17 protein-coding genes and 1 pseudogene are annotated in these 18,836 nt (G+C 73.2%); 10 read left to right on the forward strand and 8 right to left on the reverse strand.

What is annotated here, in order from left to right:
- The first annotated feature begins 94 nt into the window (after positions 1-94).
- Together ABT345_RS02780 and fabF are read left to right on the forward strand one after the other, a co-directional pair.
- Positions 95-343, forward strand: coding sequence for an acyl carrier protein (locus tag ABT345_RS02780; protein ID WP_345083822.1), 249 nt, complete (start codon positions 95-97; stop codon positions 341-343).
- Between the two features lie 75 nt (positions 344-418).
- The gene (gene fabF, locus ABT345_RS02785; RefSeq protein ID WP_345083824.1) at positions 419-1,684 is read left to right on the forward strand and encodes a beta-ketoacyl-ACP synthase II; all 1,266 of its coding nucleotides are present in this window, start codon (positions 419-421) and stop codon (positions 1,682-1,684) included.
- Positions 1,685-1,754: 70 nt separating this feature from the next.
- On the opposite strand, the gene ABT345_RS02790 is transcribed toward fabF, so the two are convergent.
- Both ABT345_RS02790 and ABT345_RS02795 read right to left on the reverse strand, forming a co-directional pair.
- Positions 1,755-2,630 (reverse strand): NAD(P)-dependent oxidoreductase, encoded by an 876-nt coding sequence (locus ABT345_RS02790; RefSeq protein ID WP_345083826.1) that lies wholly within the window; start codon positions 2,628-2,630, stop codon positions 1,755-1,757.
- Between the two features lie 52 nt (positions 2,631-2,682).
- A complete protein-coding gene (locus tag ABT345_RS02795; RefSeq protein WP_345083828.1) occupies positions 2,683-3,177 on the reverse strand; it encodes a DUF3145 domain-containing protein in 495 nt (164 codons plus the stop codon).
- Positions 3,178-3,513: 336 nt separating this feature from the next.
- Here ABT345_RS02795 and ABT345_RS02800 point away from each other — a divergent pair, with 336 nt between their 5' ends.
- The 4 genes from ABT345_RS02800 to ABT345_RS02815 all read left to right on the forward strand — a co-directional run bounded on the left by ABT345_RS02800 (position 3,514) and on the right by ABT345_RS02815 (position 7,015).
- Positions 3,514-4,497 (forward strand): SGNH/GDSL hydrolase family protein, encoded by a 984-nt coding sequence (locus tag ABT345_RS02800; RefSeq protein WP_345083830.1) that lies wholly within the window; start codon positions 3,514-3,516, stop codon positions 4,495-4,497.
- Positions 4,498-4,571: 74 nt separating this feature from the next.
- On the forward strand, positions 4,572-5,312 hold the full coding sequence (locus ABT345_RS02805) for a DUF4097 family beta strand repeat-containing protein (RefSeq protein ID WP_345083832.1): 741 nt from the start codon (positions 4,572-4,574) through the stop codon (positions 5,310-5,312).
- Between the two features lie 150 nt (positions 5,313-5,462).
- A complete protein-coding gene (locus ABT345_RS02810) occupies positions 5,463-6,854 on the forward strand; it encodes a nitrilase-related carbon-nitrogen hydrolase (RefSeq protein WP_345083834.1) in 1,392 nt (463 codons plus the stop codon).
- Positions 6,851-7,015 carry a hypothetical protein gene (locus ABT345_RS02815; protein ID WP_345083836.1) on the forward strand — a complete coding sequence of 55 codons (165 nt, stop codon included), beginning with the start codon at positions 6,851-6,853 and terminating at the stop codon, positions 7,013-7,015. Before ABT345_RS02810 ends, ABT345_RS02815 begins: the two co-directional genes overlap by 4 nt.
- 120 nt (positions 7,016-7,135) lie before the next feature.
- Here ABT345_RS02815 and ABT345_RS02820 read toward each other — a convergent pair whose 3' ends face one another.
- From ABT345_RS02820 to ABT345_RS02845, 6 genes and pseudogenes are all read right to left on the reverse strand, one after another.
- Positions 7,136-8,062, reverse strand: coding sequence for a ribokinase (locus tag ABT345_RS02820; protein ID WP_345083838.1), 927 nt, complete (start codon positions 8,060-8,062; stop codon positions 7,136-7,138).
- A gap of 154 nt (positions 8,063-8,216) precedes the next feature.
- Positions 8,217-10,210 (reverse strand): annotated as a pseudogene (locus ABT345_RS02825) (ABC transporter permease/substrate-binding protein).
- The gene (locus ABT345_RS02830) at positions 10,203-11,930 is read right to left on the reverse strand and encodes a sugar ABC transporter ATP-binding protein (protein ID WP_345083840.1); all 1,728 of its coding nucleotides are present in this window, start codon (positions 11,928-11,930) and stop codon (positions 10,203-10,205) included. Before ABT345_RS02830 ends, ABT345_RS02825 begins: the two are co-directional and overlap by 8 nt.
- A 263-nt stretch (positions 11,931-12,193) precedes the next feature.
- Positions 12,194-13,228, reverse strand: a complete 1,035-nt coding sequence (locus ABT345_RS02835) for a LacI family DNA-binding transcriptional regulator (protein ID WP_345083842.1) — start codon at positions 13,226-13,228, stop codon at positions 12,194-12,196.
- 602 nt (positions 13,229-13,830) lie between these two features.
- Positions 13,831-14,259: an organic hydroperoxide resistance protein gene (locus ABT345_RS02840; RefSeq protein WP_345083843.1), complete on the reverse strand. Its 429-nt coding sequence runs from the start codon at positions 14,257-14,259 to the stop codon at positions 13,831-13,833.
- A gap of 391 nt (positions 14,260-14,650) precedes the next feature.
- The gene (locus ABT345_RS02845) at positions 14,651-15,670 is read right to left on the reverse strand and encodes an NADP-dependent oxidoreductase (RefSeq protein ID WP_345083845.1); all 1,020 of its coding nucleotides are present in this window, start codon (positions 15,668-15,670) and stop codon (positions 14,651-14,653) included.
- A gap of 87 nt (positions 15,671-15,757) precedes the next feature.
- Between ABT345_RS02845 and ABT345_RS02850 the strand changes: the two genes are divergently transcribed.
- The 4 genes from ABT345_RS02850 (at position 15,758) to ABT345_RS02865 (ending at position 18,831) form a co-directional block, all read left to right on the forward strand.
- Positions 15,758-16,189, forward strand: coding sequence for a MarR family winged helix-turn-helix transcriptional regulator (locus ABT345_RS02850; protein ID WP_345083847.1), 432 nt, complete (start codon positions 15,758-15,760; stop codon positions 16,187-16,189).
- A 93-nt stretch (positions 16,190-16,282) separates the two neighbouring features.
- On the forward strand, positions 16,283-16,936 hold the full coding sequence (locus ABT345_RS02855; protein WP_345083849.1) for a mycothiol-dependent nitroreductase Rv2466c family protein: 654 nt from the start codon (positions 16,283-16,285) through the stop codon (positions 16,934-16,936).
- A 118-nt stretch (positions 16,937-17,054) separates the two neighbouring features.
- Entirely contained in the window at positions 17,055-17,651 is a 597-nt protein-coding gene (locus ABT345_RS02860) for a hypothetical protein (protein WP_345083851.1), read from the forward strand.
- A 148-nt stretch (positions 17,652-17,799) separates the two neighbouring features.
- Positions 17,800-18,831, forward strand: a complete 1,032-nt coding sequence (locus tag ABT345_RS02865) for a rod shape-determining protein (RefSeq protein ID WP_345083853.1) — start codon at positions 17,800-17,802, stop codon at positions 18,829-18,831.
- The last annotated feature ends 5 nt before the right edge of the window (positions 18,832-18,836 follow it).

An 18,836-nucleotide genomic window follows, 5' to 3' on the forward strand; every position in this document is an offset into this window, starting at 1 on the left:
GATCTGCGCAGCGCCGTCCGTCCTTCGACGTGACGGCCGCTGCGCGCCCAGCTTCACCCCGTCAATTACCACTAGAACACCAAGGAGCGCCACCATGGCTGCCACCAAGGAAGAGATCGTCGCCGGTCTCGCCGAGATCGTGAACGAGATCGCCGGGATCCCCACCGAGGACGTCAAGGTGGACAAGTCCTTCACCGACGACCTGGACGTCGACTCGCTGTCCATGGTCGAGGTCGTCGTCGCCGCTGAGGAGCGCTTCGACGTGAAGATCCCCGACGACGACGTCAAGAACCTCAAGACCGTCGGCGACGCGACCGATTACATCCTCAAGCACCAGAGCTGATCCAGCTCCTGCGCATGTCGCCACCCCGCGGTGGCGCCGTATTCAGACCCCTCTACCCGTGGAGTAAGAATTCCCGTGAACGCGACCAATCGCACCGTGGTCGTCACCGGTATCGGCGCAACCACACCGCTGGGTGGCGACAGCGCTTCGACCTGGGAGGCCCTGCTCGCCGGCCGGTCCGGTGTGGGCACCCTGGACGAGGACTGGGCAGCTGACCTCCCGGTCCGTATCGCCGCCCGCGCGGCGGTCGACCCCGGTGAGGTCATCCCCAAGCCGCAGGCCCGCAAGCTGGACCGCTCGGCGCAGTTCGCGCTGATCGCGGCCCGCGAGGCCTGGGCCGACGCCGGTTTCACCGGTAAGGCGGGCGAGGACACCTCCGTCGACCCCGACCGGCTCGGCACCGTCATCGCCTCCGGCATCGGCGGCGTGACGACCCTGCTCGGCCAGTACGACGTGCTGAAGGAGAAGGGCGTCCGCCGCGTCTCCCCGCACACGGTGCCGATGCTGATGCCCAACGGCCCGTCCGCCAACGTCGGTCTGGACGTGGGCGCCCGCGCGGGTGTGCACACCCCCGTCAGCGCCTGTGCGTCCGGCTCGGAGGCGATCGGCTACGCCATCGAGATGATCCGCACCGGGCGTGCGGACATCGTGGTCGCGGGCGGTACGGAGGCGGCGATCCACCCGCTGCCGATCGCCGCGTTCGGCAACATGATGGCGATGTCGAAGTCGAACGACGACCCGCAGGGCGCCTCCCGCCCCTTCGACTCCGCGCGCAACGGTTTCGTCCTCGGTGAGGGCGCCGGCGTGATCGTGCTGGAGTCCGCGGAGCACGCCGCCAAGCGCGGTGCGCGGGTCTACGCCGAGGCCGTCGGCCAGGGCATCTCCGCCGACAGCCACGACATCGTGCAGCCCGAGCCGTCCGGCAACGGCATCGCGCACGCGCTGCAGAGCCTCCTCGACAACAGCGACCTGGACCCGTCCGAGATCGTGCACGTCAACGCGCACGCGACCTCGACGCCGCAGGGCGACCTCGCCGAGCTGAAGGCGCTGCGCAAGGTCTTCGGTGACGACACCGACCACATCGCCGTCGCCAGCACCAAGTCGATGACCGGTCACCTTCTGGGTGGCGCCGGTGGCATCGAGTCCGTCGCGTCGATCCTGTCGGTGTACCACCGGGTGGCCCCGCCGACGATCAACGTCGACAACCTCGACCCCGAGATCGATGTCGACATCATCCGCGACGAGCCCCGCAAGCTGCCCGCCGAGGGCCGTATCGCGGCGCTGAACGACTCGTTCGGCTTCGGCGGTCACAACGTCGTGCTGGCGTTCCGCACGATCTGAGCGCATCACTGACGCACGAGGGCCCGCCCGGTCACCACGACCGGGCGGGCCCTTGGCGTATCCGGCCCGGTCAGCCGCCGAACGAGGCGTGGTAGGCGGCGGCCGCGTCCTCGCCGCCGTGGCCCATCTCCTCCGCCCGGCGCAGCCGTTCGGCGGCGGCCGCGGCGAGGTCGGTGCGGACGCCGGACGCCGCGGCGGCCTCGGCGATGAGCCGGGCGTCCTTGCGGGCGGCGGAGACGGTGAAGCTGGGCCGGAGGTCGCCGGAGAGGATGGCCTCGCCCTTGATGTGCAGGTAGGGCAGGTCGAGCGGGCCGCCGTCGACGGCGGCGAGGAAGTCGCGCGGGTCGACGCCGAGCCCCTCGGCGAGCGCCACGGCCTCGCCGACCCCGTTGATGACGGTCAGCACCCAGCTGTTGAGGACGATCTTGAGGCGGCTGGCGCGGCCGTCCGCGCCGTCGTCGCCGACCCAGCGGGTGGTGCGGCCGATGACGTCGAAGACGGCGGCGGCCCGCTCGCGCACCTCGGCCGGTCCGGCGGCCAGGACGGTCAGTTGGCCCTGTTCCGCGGGGGCCTTGGTGCCCAGGACGGGGGCGTCGACGTAGCGCAGGCCGTGGGCGGCGGCGAAGGCGGCGAGCGGGGCGGTGCCCTCGATGCCGACGGTGCTCATCTGGAGCCAGAGGGTGTCGCGGGCGAGGTGCGGCGTTGCCGCCGTCATCGCGTCGAGGACGGCGGGGCCGTCGAGGAGCATGGTGAGGACGGTGTCCGCGCCGTCGACGGCCTCGGCCGGGGTGTCGGTGACGCGGATGCCGTCGGCGGTGAGGGGTTCGGCCCGGGCGCGGGTGCGGTTCCAGGCGCGGACGTCGTATCCGGCGCGGGCGAGGTTGCGGGCCATCGCCGTGCCCATGATGCCGGTGCCGAGCACCGCCACAGAGATGTGATCAGCCATGTCCGCACGCTAAGAGTTCGAGCGCGCTCGAAGGCAAGGCGCGGCGGAGCGGTCAGACGACTTGATGCAGCCAGCGGACGGGGGCGCCCTCGCCGGCGTGCCGGAACGGCTCCAGTTCGTCGTCCCAGGGCTTGCCGAGGAGGCGGGCGACCTCGGCGGCCAGTTCGCTCTCGCCGCCCTCGGCGCGGACGACGGCGGCGCGCAGCCGGTCCTCGGGAATGAGGATGTCGCCGTGGATTCCGGTGACGGCGTGGAAGATGCCCAGGTCGGGCGTGGAGCTGTAGCGCTCGCCCTCGGCCGTGGCGCAGGGTTCGGCGGTGACCTCGAAGCGCAGCAGATGCCAGCCGCGCAGTGCGGAGGCGAGCTTGGAGGCGGTGCCGACGGCGCCCTGCCAGGAGAACTCGGCTCTCCAGGTGCCGGGGGCGGCGGGCTGGGCGATCCAGTCGAGGGTGACGCGGACGCCGAGGACGCCCGCGACGGCCCATTCGACGTGGGGGCAGAGCGCGCGGGGTGCGGAGTGGACGTACAGAACTCCACGGGTCGTCACCGGGACCTCCAGTGCGGTTCGAGGTTCGCCTTCCCCGGCGGCCTCGTGCCCGCCCCGTCGGCGGCCGGGGTGAGTGCCGGCGGTCCGCCCCGGTGAGCGTTGCGGCACCGGCCTGCCAGGTGACCTACAGTAAACACCATTGGGCCCAATATGCCGCAATCTGCCGTAAAAAGGACAGGAAATGACGGGGTGCCAGAGGTTTGCGCCGACGGTGCGTACCCGTTCGGGTCAGGGCGCGGCGGCCCCGGACCGGGGCTGTCCCGCGGTGCCGGCCGAGGGGTGACGTACCGTCGGTACTTCGAAGAGATATCACCCACGGGCCGGAGGGGACAGGGGATGACAGAGATCGACCGGTCGTTCTCCTCTCGGCGTACGGCTTTCTTCCGGGTGCGCTCCGCTGAGGTGGCGCTCCCGGGGCGGAACGGTTCGCCGGGGGGCGTGCGGCGCCGTGCGGGCGCCGCCCTCGTCGCCGGTGCGCTGCTGCTCTCCGTGACGGCGTGCAGCGAGGACGGCTCGGGCAAACCGACGGCGCGGCCGAGCCCGAAGGCCTCCGCGCCGCCCGCCAAACCCGCCCCCGTATGGCGCACCGCTCCGGCGTCGATCGCGGCGCTCGGCGACTCCATCACCGTCGGCTTCGACGCCTGCACGGTGCTGTCCGACTGCCCGGAGGTCTCCTGGTCGACGGGCACCTCCCCCAAGGTCGACAGCCTCGCCAAGCGGCTGCTGGAGCATCCGGTGGGGCACAGCTGGAACCACGCCCGCACCGGTGCGCTGATGAGCGATCTGCCCGATCAGGTCGACGCGGCCAAGGCGCACCGGCCCGAGCTGGTGACGGTGCTGATCGGCGCCAACGACGCCTGCCGCAGCGAGGTCCGCGCGATGACCCCGGCCACCGCCTTCCGCGCCGACTTCACCCGGGCGATGAGGAAGCTGCGGAAGGCGCTGCCCCGGACGCAGGTGTACGTCGCGGCCGTGCCCGACCTGCTGCGCCTGTGGTCGGAGGGGCGCAAGAACCCGCTCGGCAAGCAGGTGTGGCAGCTGGGGATCTGCGGCTCCATGCTGCGTGATCCGGACGATCTGACGGAGCGGGCGGCCGAGCGCCGCGAGGAGGTGCGCGACCGCGTCAAGGCGTACAACACGGCACTGGAGGAGGTCTGCGCCGAGGACGCCCTCTGCCGTTTCGACCCCGGTGTCTTCGACTACCGCTTCACGGAGCGGCAGTTGAGCAGCTGGGACTGGTTCCATCCCGGCGTCCGCGGTCAGGGGGAGCTGGCGGAGATGGCGTTCCGGACCATCACCCGTAAGGGTTCCGCGGTGTGACCCTGGCTGCGCTCTCCGGGTCCGGTCGTCCTGTGGCATGAGGCGCCCCGGTGCGGTGTGCCGGAAGAATTCCGGTGGCCGCTGTCGCCGTCGACCTCTGGGGGAACCTCGCCATGACCCGTCTCCGCACCGCCTCTCTCGCTCTGCTCTGCGCGGGAGCGGCAGCCTTGACGACCGGCTGCTCGGGCGGGTTCGGGCCGTCGAAGTCCGCGGAGCGGACGTACTCCGTCTCCGGTGACGTCCGGACGGTGACGGCCACGACATCGGGCGGCTCCGTCGAGGTGGTGGCGACGGACGGCAGCGGTCCGGTACGCGTGACGGAGAAGTACTCGTACCGCGACAGCCGTCCCTCCCCGACCCATTCCGTCGCGGACGGCGAACTGACGCTGGACGCCTCGGTCTGCCGGGGCCTGGGCGACAACTGCACGGTGAGCTACCGGGTGCAGGTGCCGCGGGCGACGGCGGTCGATCTGCGGACCAGCGGCGGCGATGTCACCGTGCGCGGTACGAGGGGTTCCGTCGCCGCGCGGACCAGCGGCGGGGACGTCACCCTGGACGCCGTCGCCGCGCGCGAGGCGCTGGCGAAGACCAGCGGCGGCAACGTGAGCGCCACGTTCACCACCGTGCCCGACGACGTGTCGGGCACCACCAGCGGCGGCGACGTCACGATCCGGGTGCCGCGGAGCACGTACGACGTGGAGGCCACGACCAGCGGCGGGGACCGGAAGGTCACGGTGCCGACGGACCCGGACGCCCGCCGCCGGGTGGTGGCGCGCACCAGCGGCGGGGACGTGTCGGTGCTGGCCGGTTCCTGAGAGCGGGCGGGGCGGCGGGTGACGGAAGGGCGAGCGGTGGTCGAGCGGTCAGTGGCCGGCCCACCTGCTGTTCCGCCTGCGGGTCTTCTGCTCCGCGTGAGTTATCCACAGGCTCTGCGCGGGTGAGTCGCGCGGATGCATGATGGCGGCATGTTGATCGCCGCAGCCCAATTCCCGTCCCGCCGCCATGACATCGCGGCCAACGCCGCCCGCATGGCCGCCCTCCTCGCCCGCGCCGGCGATCTCGGCGTGGCCCTGGTCGTCTTCGCCGAGCTGGCTCTCACGCAGTACGACCTCGACGCCGTCGCGGCCGATCCGGGCCTCGCCCTCACCCCGGACGACGCACGGCTGGCGCCGGTGCGGGAGGCCTGCCGGGCCAACGGCGTCGCGGCGGTGGTCAACGTCCCCGCGCGAGAGCCCGGCGGCCCGGCGGGCACACCGGGCCTCACCTCGTTCGTCTTCGGTCCGGACGGATCGCTGCTGACGCGCTATGCGAAGCGCCATCTGCACGGGCGGGAACGCGAGGTCTTCACCCCGGGCCGTGCGGCGGGCCGGTTCCGTCTCGGCGGTGTCCATTTCTCCCTCGCCACCTGCTACGACAACTCCTTCCCGGAGCTCGCCGAGCAGGCCGCGGCGGACGGCTGCCGGGTGTACCTGGCCAGCTCGTTCCACAGCTCGGCCGAGAGCCTGGCGAAGTATCCGGAGCGGGCGCGGGACAACGGCCTGCATGTGCTGCTCGCCAACGGCGTGGGCGCCGGCAGCGGCGTTTCCGGCCCGGGCTGCGGGCTCAGCGGCGCCTGGCTGCCGGACGGACGGCAGGTGGCGTCGGCCGGGCCGGGGGCGGACTGTCCCCAGGAGGGTGAGCTGGTGACGGTCGATGTCCGTGACACCGTGGTGCTGATGGCGGATCCGGCGGTGGCCGCGGTGCCGGTCCGCGAGTGCGGGGAGCCGCTGGTGGACGTGCGGGAGGCGGCGCCGGGCCTGCTGGCGCCCGAGGCGGGAAAGCTGACGGCGGACGGCGCCGCCGCGCACCTGCGGTCCGGGGTGCTGGAGCGGCTGCTCACCGCGGAGCGGGCGCTCCCCGACGGCCTGCGGCTCCGGCTGGCCGAGGGGTACCGCCCGCCGGCCCTTCAGCGGCGCTACTTCGAGGAGTACGCCGACGAGCTGCGCGAGGCACACCCCGACTGGGCGGCGGACCGGGTGCACACCGCGGCGTCCCGGTACGTCTCGCCGCCGGAGATCGCCCCGCACAGCGCGGGCGGTGCCGCGGACCTGATCCTGACCGGCGCCGACGGCACCCCCGTCGACATGGGCACGCGCCTTAACGCCTCGCCGGAGGAGAGCGACGGCGCCTGCTACACCGCCGCGCCCGGCATATCCGCGGCGGCGCGCCGGGCCCGGCGGACGCTGGGCGCCGCGCTGAGGACGGCGGGGCTGGTCAACTACCCGACGGAGTGGTGGCACTGGTCGTACGGCGACCGCTACTGGGCGCTGGAGACGGGCGCGGACGCCGCGCTGTACGGGCCGAAGGAGCTGATATGAGCGAAGTCCACGACGGCGGAGCGGCGTTGACCGGGCCGGTGTTGGCCGGAGCGGCGTTGGCCGGACCGCTGCTGGGGGACACCGAGGTGCGGGAGTTGCCGGACGCGCCGGGTGCGGAGATGGCGGCGGAGCCGGCGGGGAGGCACCGGGCGCGGGGGTGACGGGAGCCGCCGGGCGAAGGATTCCGGCGGCCCGGCGCCTCCCCGCGCGAGGTGCACGTCCTACGGCCTCGTCAGCGGCGCACCCGCGCACGCCGCGCGCCCCGTCCGCCGTGCAGCCGTTCAGCTCTGCGGCAGGGCGTCCAGGTCGGCGAGGGTCGGGTAGGAGGGCTGGGCGCCGGGCTTGGTGACGGCGGCGGCGCCGACGCGTACGGCGAAGCGGGCGGCGTCGGGCAGGCCGTCGCCGCGGGCCAGACGGGTGGCGAGGGCACCGGTGAAGGCGTCGCCGGCGCCCGTCGTGTCGACCGCGTCGACGGTGACCCCGGGCACCTCGTGCAGGCCCTCCGCGTCCAGGAGCAGGGCGCCGTCGCCGCCGAGGGTGACGACGACGGAGCGGGCGCCCAGCTCACGCAGGGCATGCGCCCAGTCCCGCGGGGTGCCGTCGGCGACGCCGGAGAGGCGCCTGGCCTCGTGCTCGTTGACCACCAGCGGGTCGGCCACCGCCAGCAGTTCCGGTGCCAGCCGCTCCGGCACCGGGGAGGGGTTGAGGACGACGCGGGTGCCGCACTCCTCGGCGGTCGCGGCGGCCGCCCGCACGGTTTCGATCGGAATTTCCAGCTGAAGGGAGAGAACGGTGGCAGCGGCGACGGTCTGCCGGGCGGCGGCGACATCCTGCGGTGTGAGGGCGGCGTTGGCGCCGGGCGAGACGACGATGCTGTTGTCGCCGTCCGGGCCCACGATGATCATCGCGGTGCCGGTGCGGGCCGCGGCGTCGACCACGACCGGCGTCACATCGGTCCCGGCCGCACGCTGCGCGGCGAGCAGCAGATCGCCGTACGCGTCCTTGCCGACCCGGGCCAGCAGCGCGGTCCGGCCGCCGATCCGGGCCGCCGCCGCGGCCTGGTTGGCGCCCTTGCCGCCGGCCGATTCCACCAGATCGGTGCCGAGCACGGTCTCCCCCGCGCCGGGCCGTCGGTCCACCCGTACCGTCAGATCCGCATTGGCCGAACCGACCACCAGGACGTCGTATCCGCGCCCCGCTCCGCTCATCACCTTCACCGCTCCGCTCTCTCGTGTCCGTCCTGAAAATCTTGCCTGCCGCGTCCGGCGCGGCTGCCGCGCAGCCCGGTGGTGGTTGACCGGCCACCGGGCGCACACGGCCCGCAGCGTCCGCATCGCACGAGCGGGGTGGGCCGCGGCCCGGTCAGCCGTCGAACGAGGCCGCGTTGTCCGCCGTCACCAGGACGACCGGCACCTTCACCGAGGCGGGCAGCTTCTCACCGCGGGCGGCCCGAAGCGCCCAGTCGACCGCCTTCTTGCCGAGCAGTTTGGGCTGCTGGGCGACGGTCGCGGTCAGCGTGCCCCGGCGCACGGCCGTCACGCCGTCGGGGGTGCCGTCGAACGCGACGACCTTGACGTCCTTGCCGGAGCGGGCCCCGAGCGCCTTGGACGCACCGAGCGCCATCTCGTCGTTGGCGGCGAAGACCCCGCCGATGTCGCGGTGGGCCTGGAGCATGTTCGCCATCACGTCCATGCCCTTGGTCCGGTCGAAGTCGGCGGGCTGGCGGGCCACGACCTGAATGCCCGGGTACTTCTTGATGCCCTCCTCGAAGCCCTGGCCGCGCTCGCGGGCCGCGGACGTCCCGGGCTGGCCCTCCAGGAACGCCACCTTGCCCTTGCCGCCCAGCGATTCGGCGAGCGTCTTCGCGGCGAGACGGCCGCCCGCGACGTTGTCGGAGGCGATCGTGGAGCCGACCTTGCCGCCGTTGACGCCGCGGTCGATGGAGATGACCGGGACGTTCGCGCGGTTGGCGACGCCGACGGCCGGTACCGCCGCATCCGAATCGACCGGGTTGATGACGGCTGCCTTGACGTCCTGGCTGGTGAACGTCTCCATCTGGTTGATCTGCTGGGTGGGGTCGTTCTGCGCATCGGTGATGTTGATGTGCAGGCCCCGGGCGTCCGCCTCCGCCTGGGCGCCTTCCTTGATGCCGACGAAGAACGGGTTGTTGAGCGTGGAGAGCGCCAGCCCCAGATCGGTGTCGCCACCGCGGTCGCAGCCGGCCAGCCCCAGCGTCAGCCCGGCCACCACGGCGGCGGCCGCGCACCGCACGCCCCACCTGCGGCCCGCGCCGGCCCGACCCATACGGGACTGCGCCTCGCGGCCTCCGGTCGCCGCGCTGCGGGCGCTCATCGGGCGCTCCGCCGGCGCAGCGTGTCCAGGAGGACGGCGACGGCGATGACCAGACCGGTGGCGACCTGCTGCCAGAACGCCGAGACGCTCAGCAGGTTGAGGCCGTTGCGGAGCACCGCGAGGATCAGGGCGCCGATGAGGGTGCCGGACGCCTTGCCGGAGCCGCCGGAGAGGCTGGCGCCGCCGATGACGACGGCGGCGATGGCGTCGAGTTCGTACCCGGAGGCGGCCTGCGGCTGCGCGGAGGTGAGCCGGGCGGCCAGCACGATACCGGCGACCGCCGCGAACAGGCCGGAGAGCGCGTAGATGACGAGCTTGCGGCGCTTGACGTGGATACCGGAGAGGCGGGCCGCCTCCTCGTTGCCGCCGATCGCGAACATCGCCCGGCCCGTGTACGTACGGGCCAGCACCACCGCGGCGATCAGACCCATCGCGATCATCACGAGGACGGGGACCGGCAGCCAGCCGCCGAGGGTGTCACCGAGCGCACTGACCGAGGAGGGGAACGGAATGGGCGTACCGCCGGAGACGACCAGCGCCAGGCCACGGCCGACCGAGAGCATCGCCAGCGTCGCGATGAACGCGGGCAGCCTGCCGTACGCCACGAGCGCACCGGAGACGAGCCCCGCGGCCACGCCGACCGCCAGGCCGAGGAGCACCGCGCACCACACCGGCAGTCCCTCGGTGGTGGCCGCCCAGGCGACGACGGTGGCGGAGAGCGCGGCGACCGAGCCGACGGACAGGTCGATGCCCGCGGAGACGATGACGAAGGTGACGCCGAAGGCGAGGATCGCGGTGACGGACGCCTGGACGCCGACGTTGAGGAGGTTCTGGCCGTTGAGGAAGTCCTTGGACAGCACGGCCATCACCACGACGAGCGCGATCAGACCGCCCAGCGGGCCGTTCTTCAGGACCGCCCGGGTGAACCATCCGCCGAGCGCGGCGCCGCGGCCCGCGTCCAGGGCCGGAGGTGTCTCCTCCGGCTTCTTCAGCAACTCAGTCATCGGAGCCCTCCATCGCGCTCTGACCAGGGGTTTTCATGCGGTTCTGCGGGGTGGCGGCCGAGACCGCGCTCGCGGCATCGGCCGCCTCGGTGGCGCCTGCGGCCGTCGGCTTCGTCGCCTCGGCGGGGGCGTGGCTCGCGCCGGCCGGAGCCTGGACGGCCAGTTCCATGACCGCGTCCTGGGTGGCCTCGGCGGCCGCGAGTTCACCGGCGATCCGGCCCTGGGACATGACCAGCACCCGGTCGCTCATGCCGAGCACCTCGGGGAGGTCGCTGGAGATCATCAGGACCGCGCAGCCGGCCGCGGTCAGCTCGTTGATCAGCTGGTAGATCTCGACCTTCGCGCCGACGTCGATGCCGCGCGTCGGCTCGTCGAGGATCAGCAGCCTGGTCTCGGTCAGCAGCCACTTGCCGATCACGATCTTCTGCTGGTTGCCGCCGGAGAGGGTGCGGGCGCTCTGGCCCAGTCCGCTCATCCGGACCTTCAGCTGCGCGGCGACCGCGGCCGCCTCGCGTCGCTGCCCGCGCCGGTCGACCAGCCCGCCTCGGGTGTCCCGGTCCAGCCGGGCCAGCACCAGGTTGTCCTGCAACGACGCGTCGAGGACCAGCCCCTGGCCCTTGCGGTCCTCCGGCACCAGCCCGAGCCCGGCGCGCATCGCCGCCCGTACGTCGCCGGGGGCCAGCGCCTTGCCGTCGACCTCGACGGTCCCGGCGTCATAGCGGTCCACGCCGAAGAGCGCCCGCGCGACCTCCGTGCGGCCCGCGCCGACGAGTCCGGCGAGGCCGACCACCTCGCCCGCCCGCACCTCGAAGTCGATGCCCTCGAAGACGGGACGGGCCGGTGCGCCCTTGCTGCCGCGCGCTCCGTGCCTGGTCAGACCGCGTACGCGCAGCAGCGGCGCGCCCGGCGAATCGGGCCGCAGGCGCGGGTACTGCTCGGAGATGTCGCGGCCGACCATCAGCCGGATCAGCTCGTCCTCGTCGGTGGTGGCCGGGACCTCGGCGACCGAGCGGCCGTCGCGCAGGACGGTGACGCGGTCGCCGAGGGCGCCGATCTCCTCAAGGTGGTGGGTGATGAAGATGATGCCCACGCCGTCCGCGCGCAGCTCCCGCACGATGCCGAAGAGGGTCTCGACCTCCTCGGAGGTGAGGACCGCGGTCGGCTCGTCCATGATCAGGACACGGGCGTCGAGGCTGAGCGCCTTGGCGATCTCCACCATCTGGAGCCGGGCGATGCCCAGTTCGGCGACCGGGGTGGACGGGGAGACGTCCAGGCGGACCCGGCGCAGCAGCTCGGCGGCGCGCGCCCGCATCGTCTTCCGGTCGACGAGCCCGAGCGCGGTGCGCGGCTGGCGCCCCAGGAAGATGTTCTCGGCGACGGTCAGGCCGGGGACGAGGTTGAACTCCTGGTAGATGGTGGCGATCCCGATCCGTTCCGCGTCCTGGGCGGAGCGGATGTGCACCTCACGGAGTCCGTCGGCGCTGCCGTCCGCGCCTTGGGCGGCGAGGATGCGTCCCTGGTCGGGGCGGTGGGCGCCGGAGAGCATCTTGATCAAGGTGCTCTTGCCCGCGCCGTTCTCGCCGAGCAGGACGTGCACCTCGCCGGAGCGCAGGCTCAGGTCCACGCCGTCCAGCGCGCGCACGCCGGGGAACGACTTCGTCACCCCCTCGACGCGCAGCAGTTCGCGGCCGCCCGGTACGTCGTCTTTGACGCCGGTCATGCGCTGCCCTCTCTTCCTCGGGTGTGGTGCTCGGGTTTCTCGTGCTCGGGTGGTGTGGGGACACGGGTGGACGGGTGGCGCGCTCGGGGCGCCGGGTCCGGGTGGTGCCTGCGGGCTTCCCGCCGGTGCCCGCTCGGCGCCTTCCCGGAACCGGCCCGGGGACGCGGCGGGCGGGGAGAACGTGCCGGACCGGCAAGCCCCGGAGGGCGACCGGCCGGGGAGATTTCGGGGCGATCAGCCCGGCAGCGTTCGGGGCGGTCGGCTCATACGGGTTCGGCGCGGCTGGGCGCGGGCACCCGGCGCCCGGTCGGCTCGCCGCACGAGTTCCGGGCCACCAACCGGGCCGGGAGCAGCACCGATGCGGCGTCCCGGCCCTCGATACGGGCCAGCAGCGTGTGCACGGCGGCCCGTCCGAGTTCGCGGGTGGGCTGGGCGATGACGGTCAGCGGCGGGTCGGCGTGGCGGAACCACGGGACGTCGTCGTAGACCACCAGCGCCATGTCCTCGGGGATGCGCAGTCCCCGCGCGCGCAGTTCGTCCATCGCGCCGAGCGCCATGAGATTGTCGGTGGCCAGCACCGCGTCCGGCGGCTCGGGAAGGTCGAGGAAGGCCCGCATCACGGCGCGGCCACCGGTGTGCTGGAGGTCCGGGGTGGCGCCGACGCAGGTGTCGGGGAGGGCGATGCCGTGCGCGGCGAGCGCGGTGCGGAACAGCCGCAGCCGTTCGTCGCCGGTGGGCGTACCGGCCGGGGCCACGATGATCGCGGGGCGGCGGCGTCCGAGGGCGGCGAGGTGTGCGGCGAGGTCGGTGAGGGCCTCCCGGCCGTCGGCACGTACGCACGGGGCGTCGACGCCGGGCACGATCCGGTCCAGCAGGACCAGCGGCGTGCCGGAGGCGACGACCTCGCCGAGCATCGTGGAGCCGGTGCCCGCCGAGCTGACCAGCAGCCCGTCGATCTGCCGGTCGAGGAGCGTGCGGATGTAGTCGTCCTGCTGATCGGGGCGTTCACCGGCGTTGCCGATGACCAGGCTGTAGCCGAGGCTGCGGGCCTCGTCCTCCACGGCGTCGGCCAGCTCGGTGAAGAACGGGTTGGTGAGATCGCCGATGATCAGTCCGAGCGTGCCGGTCCGCGCGGTGCGCAGCGCCCGGGCGACGTTGTTGGGGCGATACCCCAGCTCCCGCACGGCGGCGAGCACCCGCTCCCGCGTCTCGGCCACGGGACTGTGCCCGTTGAGCACCCGTGACACCGTGGCAACCGAGACTCCTGCCCGCTCCGCCACGTCCTTGATGTTCGCCATGGCGCCGTTGCCATCCTCTGCGTGCGATCGACGTGTAATCGATTTCTCGGGGATACGAAATCGATTACACAAGGGCTTCGTCAAGGCGGTGACGGCGTGGTCTGCATCACGTGGAGGCGGACGTTCCGGGCGGCGCGGGCGCCTCGTCGCAGCCGGGCGAGGGCGGCAGGACGCACCGGGGAGGGGCGGCTCCGGAGGGCTTGACGGGCCGGTCGCGGTCGCGTGGCTGGGTCATCATCGGTGCCGATGCCGGCCGGTACCGGTGGCGGTGCCGGTGGCGGTGGCGGTGCCGGTGGCGGTACCGACGCCGTGGCCGACGCGACGGGGCGCGGGCCTGAGCACGCCTTCCGCGGCCGGCCGACGGCGCGCGTCAGCGCCGAGCGGCCGGGCCGTCAAGGGCAGCGGATGGAGCGTCATCCGTGAACTCCCGCGAGAAGCACGCCCACTGAGCTTGCGTCACCCACCCCGGGAAACCCGAAGGCCGCTCCCGTACGGAACGGAAGCGGCCTTCAGGTTTGCTTGCTGCTCTGCCGCCTCGCCGCCCTGCTGCCTTGCGGCTTCGGCGAGTTGCGGGTCAGCGGTCCGCGCGGCGGCGGTCCGGGTCAGGCAACCGTCAGCGTGACCTCGATGTTGCCGCGGGTGGCGTTCGAGTACGGGCAGACCTGGTGGGCCTTTTCGATGAGGTCCTTGGCGGTGGCGGCGTCGACGTGGGGGATCGAGGCGGAGATCTCGACCTTGAGGCCGAAGCCACCGGCCGGGGTCTTGCCGATGCCGACATGGGCGGTGACGCGGGAGCCCGAGACGTCGGCCTTCTCCCTGCGGGCGACGACGCTCAGCGCGCCCTGGAAGCAGGCGCTGTAGCCCGCGGCGAACAGCTGCTCCGGGTTGGTGCCCGCGCCGCTGCCGCCCTGCTCCTTGGGCGGGTTGACGACGACGTCGAGCTTGCCGTCGTCGCTGGAGACGCGGCCGTCGCGGCCGTTCTCGGCGGTGGCGACGGCGGTGTAGACGACGTCGACCGGCTGGATGGACATGCGAATCCTCCTGTGGTTCGCCGCGACTCGCGCCCACGATCGCGACGGCTTGCCCCGAGCCTAGCCGCCCATCCGTACGCATGGCGTGACGAGCCGGTAAAGCCGATCCCACCCGGCCACGCCGACCGGCGCCTGCCCGCGCGGCCCGACGGCCCGGCCCGACCCTTGCCAAGCCGACCACCCGCCGCCCACCGGATCCGCAGCCCTCGGGGCCGCACACCGAGCACTTCGGCGCGCGGCCCCGACGACCGGCGCCCCCTTCAGGCGAGAACACCGGAGACGGATCAGCCAGTTGGACGGACCGGCCGGCTGGACGGGACCACCAGCCGGCCAGTCGGTCAGCCGGTGGTCCCGTCCAACCAGTTCAGCCAGTTCAGTCGGCTCAGCCGACTCAGTCGGCCAGGGTCACGATCATCTTGCCGGTGTTCTCGCCGCGGAGGAGGCCGAGGAACGCCTCGGCGCCGTTCTCGATGCCGACGACCTCGGTCTCGCGGTACTTCAGCGCACCGGACCGGATCCAGCCGGAGACCTCCTCGACGAACCGCGGCCGCAGCGCGCCGTGGTCGGCGACCAGCAGGCCCTGGAGGCGGAGCCGCTTGCCGATGACCAGCGCGAGGTTGCGCGGGGCGGGGGTGGGCTCGGTGGCGTTGTACATCGAGATCATGCCGCAGATCGCCGCACGGCCATGGACGTTGAAGGAGCTGATGGCCGCTTCGAGGTGCTCGCCGCCGACGTTGTCGAAGTAGACGTCGATGCCGTCCGGCGCGGCCGCCTTGAGCTGCTCGGAGACCGGGCCGTTCTTGTAGTTGAACGCCGCGTCGAAGCCGTACTCCTCCACGAGGAGCTTGACCTTCTCGTCCGAGCCGGCGGAGCCGATCACCCGGGACGCGCCCTTGAGCTTGGCGATCTGACCGACCTCACTGCCCACCGCGCCGGCCGCACCGGAGACGAAGACCGCGTCCCCCTCCTTGAAGGAGGCCACCTCCAGCAGGCCCGCGTAGGCGGTCAGGCCGGGCATGCCCAGCACGCCGAGGTAGGCGCTCAGCGGGGCCAGCGAGGGGTCGATCTTCGCGGCGCGCGCGGCGTCGAGCACCGCGTACTCCCGCCAGCCGAGGCCGTGCAGCACATGGTCGCCGACCGCGATGTCGGCGGAGCGCGAGGCGATGACCTCGCCGACCGCGCCGCCGTCCATGGGGCGGTCCAGCTGGAAGGGCGGGGTGTAGGACTTCACGTCGTTCATCCGGCCGCGCATGTACGGGTCGACGGAGAAATGCCGGGTGCGGACGAGGATCTGACCCTCGCCGACCTCGGGGACCGCGGCCTCGCGCAGGGCGAAGTCGTCCGGCGTGGGCCAGCCGTGCGGGCGGGCGACGAGGTGCCATTCACGGCCGGTCGTGGGCAGTGCGGACATGACGCGATCCTTCCTGATGCTTCAGTAGCTGAAACAACCATGCCTCTGAATATTTCATGCTGTCAAGTAATTGGGTATCCTGTGGGCATGACTCCGCGCGCAGACCACCTGACCGTCGAGGTCGTCGATCTCATCGGCACCGTCGTCGCCCGTTACCACGAGGAGTACGAGCACGCGGCGTCGCAGCACTCCCTCACCGGCGCGCAGGCGCGGGTGCTCGGCCTGCTGTCCGCCGAGCCGCTCCCCATGCGGCGGATAGCGCAGCGTCTGAAGTGCGAGCCGTCGAACATCACCGGCATCGTCGACCGGCTGGAATCCCGCGGGCTGGTCGAGCGGCGGCCCGATCCCGCCGACCGCCGGGTGAAGCTGGCCGCGCCGACGGACGAGGGCAGACGCACCGCCGAGGCGCTGCGCGGCTCGCTGAACTTCGCGCGCGAGCCGCTCGGCCGTCTGACGGTCACCGAGCGGACCCTGCTCAAGGAGCTGCTGCAGCGGATGCTCGGCACCGCCCCGGAGTGAGCGGCCAGAGCGGTGCCGGGCCGCCCGGTGGCCCACCGTCGCGGTCGGGAAGTGGCCCGGGCGCAGCACCCCGCCGCCGCATAGCCTGAGCCCATGACCGAGATCACCGCCCCGGAAGACCGCGCCGCGCAGCCCGGGGGCACCCGCCACACCGTCGACTTCTACTTCGACCCCATCTGCCCGTTCGCCTGGATCTCCTCCCGGTGGATCCTGGAGGTCGAGCGCCACCGCGACCTGGATCTGCGGTTCCGGGTCATGAGCCTGTCCGTGCTGAACGAGGGGCGCGAGGACCTGCCGGAGAAGTACCGGGAGCTGCTGGACGCGGGATGGGGCCCGGTGCGGGTCTGCATCGCCGCGGCCGCCGGGCACGGTGAGGAGGTGCTGCGCGATCTGTACACCGCGCTCGGCACCCGGCTGCACAACGAGGCCCGCGAGGACACCGAGAACGTCATCCGGGAGGCGCTGGCCGAGGTCGGGCTGCCCGCCGCGCTCGCCGGTGCCGCCGAGACCGACCGCTACGACGAACTGCTGCGCCAAAGCCACCACGAGGGCATGGACCCGGTGGGCGAGGACGTCGGCACGCCGACGATCCACATCGACGGGGTGGCGTTCTTCGGACCGGTCCTGATGTCGATCCCGCGCGGCGAGGACGCGGTACGGGTCTTCGACGGCGCCCGGCTGCTCGCGGGCTACGACCGGTTCTTCGAGCTGAAGCGGACCCGCACCGGAGAGTTCGACTTCAGCTGACGGGCCGCGGGCGGGCGGCGGCGACTGCCGGGGCGCCGCCGCTCCCCAACTCCCCTGCGGCGCCATCGCGGTGGCGCGGCCCGCACCGTCCGCCCGCCGCGCCCCGTCCTGCGCGACGATGGCTACCGTGAACCCGAAATCCCCCTCCCCCGACGCGCTGCCCGGGCCGCTCGCGTTCCAGCTGGTGCTGCTGCGGCGGATGGCCGACCACCAGCCCGGGCTCGTCGAGGACGCGCTGCGGGAGCTGGGGGTGGACCGCGCCCGGCAGCGCGAGGCCAACAAGCGGTGGCAGGCCCGGCTGCACGCGCCCGGGGCACGCACCGGGACGCGGCCCTACCGCGCGCTGCTCGGCACCCCCGAGACCGTCACGACCCGCCGGATCGGCGATCTGACCTGCGAGGCGCTGCGCTGGCCGGTGCCGCTCTGGCCCGATCTGCGGTTCGAGGTGCTCACCGCCCCGGGCGGCGCCGTCTGGAACGCCTGGCTGGTCCGCGCGCCCGGTGCCCCCGCCCCGCTGCTGCGCACCGCCGACGACCTCGCCCCCTGGTCCTGCACCGTCGACGAGGCCGCCCGCGCCTTCGCCCCGGCCCGCCCCCTGGAGGGCGACGCCCCGAACCGCTGGAACCTGCGGGCCACCGTCCCCGAACCGACGGGCGAACTCCGCCCCGCGGTCCTTGAGTTCACCTGGGGACTCTTCCAGCGCCGCCTGGGCTGACGCCGTACGGGGGCGCGTTCCGGCGGGTATCCGCAGGTCCCCCGACCGGCCCTCCCCAACGCGCAGCGGGCGGACGGCCGCCACAGGATGGCCGGGAGTGCTCCTTACGACGCTCCGTCCGTACCGGCCCACAGGGGAGGAATCTTCCATGACCATCAGCCTCGCCCAGCTGCGCCGTTGCTCGGTCGCCGTCGACATCGGGGCGTCCCGGACCCGCGTCTACCTCAAGAACCAGGGGCTGATCGTCGACGAGCCGACGGTGGCCGCCGTGAACGTCCGCACCGGCGCGCTGCTGGCCGTCGGCAGCGACGCCGCGGTGATGGACGGCCGGACTCCGGAGTACATCCGGGTCGTCCGGCCGGTCGCCAACGGCACGGTGGTCGACATCGACATGGCCCAGCGGCTGCTGCGCCACCTCGTCGGCAACAAGCTGCGCCGGACCTGGCGGCGGCGCCCGACGATGCGCGCCGCGGTCTGCCAGCCGTTCGGCAGCGAACCGCTGGCGCAGCGCGCCGCGGTGGAGACGCTGAGCGGGCTGGGGGCGCGGCGGGTGGAGCTGGTCGACACGCTGGTGGCCGCGGCGGTCGGCTGCGGGCTGCCCGTCGAGCAGCCCGAGGCGACCATGATCGTGGTGTGCGGGGCGGGCACCACGCAGATCGCGGTGCTCTCGCTGGGGTCGATCGTGGCGGCGGAGACCGTGGCCGTGGGCGGCAACGCCATCGATCACGCCGTCGTCCAGCACCTGCGCCAGCACCACGAGGTGCATCTGGCGAGCCGCGCGGTGCGGCCGCTGCACCTGATGCTCTCCAGCACCGGCGGGCTCGCCTCGGGGCCGGCGGAGGTGCACGGCCGCGATGTGGTCAGCGGGACGACGCGGTGCGTGCAGGTGGACACCGACCGCGTCCGGCACGCCATCGCGACGCCGCTGACCGCGATCCTGGACGGCATCGGGGCGGTGCTGCGCCGCTGCCCGCCGGACCTCGTCGCCGACCTCGGCGAACGCGGCATCATGCTGGCCGGCGGCAGCGCGCTGATCCCGGGCCTGGAGTCGATGATCCGGGAGGCGACGACGGTGCCGGTGCACATCGCCGACCGGCCCGACACCTGCGCCGTCCAGGGGCTCGGCGCCATGATCGAGGGCAAGGTCGAGCCGATGCACCTCGACCCGATGGCGCCCTGACACCG

Source organism: Streptomyces sp. NPDC000404, assembly GCF_040300365.1.
Taxonomy (GTDB): Bacteria; Actinomycetota; Actinomycetes; order Streptomycetales; family Streptomycetaceae; genus Streptomyces; species Streptomyces ramulosus.

What these genes read in the sequence shown, in the direction of transcription:
- ABT345_RS02780 (WP_345083822.1), top strand. Translation starts at nt 95, where the DNA reads ATGGCTGCCACCAAGGAAGAGATCGTCGCCGGTCTCGCCGAGATCGTG.
- ABT345_RS02790 (WP_345083826.1), bottom strand. Translation starts at nt 2,630, where the DNA reads ATGGCTGATCACATCTCTGTGGCGGTGCTCGGCACCGGCATCATGGGC.
- ABT345_RS02800 (WP_345083830.1), top strand. Translation starts at nt 3,514, where the DNA reads ATGACAGAGATCGACCGGTCGTTCTCCTCTCGGCGTACGGCTTTCTTC.
- ABT345_RS02810 (WP_345083834.1), top strand. Translation starts at nt 5,463, where the DNA reads ATGTTGATCGCCGCAGCCCAATTCCCGTCCCGCCGCCATGACATCGCG.
- ABT345_RS02815 (WP_345083836.1), top strand. Translation starts at nt 6,851, where the DNA reads ATGAGCGAAGTCCACGACGGCGGAGCGGCGTTGACCGGGCCGGTGTTG.
- ABT345_RS02820 (WP_345083838.1), bottom strand. Translation starts at nt 8,062, where the DNA reads ATGAGCGGAGCGGGGCGCGGATACGACGTCCTGGTGGTCGGTTCGGCC.
- ABT345_RS02830 (WP_345083840.1), bottom strand. Translation starts at nt 11,930, where the DNA reads ATGACCGGCGTCAAAGACGACGTACCGGGCGGCCGCGAACTGCTGCGC.
- ABT345_RS02835 (WP_345083842.1), bottom strand. Translation starts at nt 13,228, where the DNA reads ATGGCGAACATCAAGGACGTGGCGGAGCGGGCAGGAGTCTCGGTTGCC.
- ABT345_RS02840 (WP_345083843.1), bottom strand. Translation starts at nt 14,259, where the DNA reads ATGTCCATCCAGCCGGTCGACGTCGTCTACACCGCCGTCGCCACCGCC.
- ABT345_RS02845 (WP_345083845.1), bottom strand. Translation starts at nt 15,670, where the DNA reads ATGTCCGCACTGCCCACGACCGGCCGTGAATGGCACCTCGTCGCCCGC.
- ABT345_RS02850 (WP_345083847.1), top strand. Translation starts at nt 15,758, where the DNA reads ATGACTCCGCGCGCAGACCACCTGACCGTCGAGGTCGTCGATCTCATC.
- ABT345_RS02855 (WP_345083849.1), top strand. Translation starts at nt 16,283, where the DNA reads ATGACCGAGATCACCGCCCCGGAAGACCGCGCCGCGCAGCCCGGGGGC.
- ABT345_RS02860 (WP_345083851.1), top strand. Translation starts at nt 17,055, where the DNA reads ATGGCTACCGTGAACCCGAAATCCCCCTCCCCCGACGCGCTGCCCGGG.
- ABT345_RS02865 (WP_345083853.1), top strand. Translation starts at nt 17,800, where the DNA reads ATGACCATCAGCCTCGCCCAGCTGCGCCGTTGCTCGGTCGCCGTCGAC.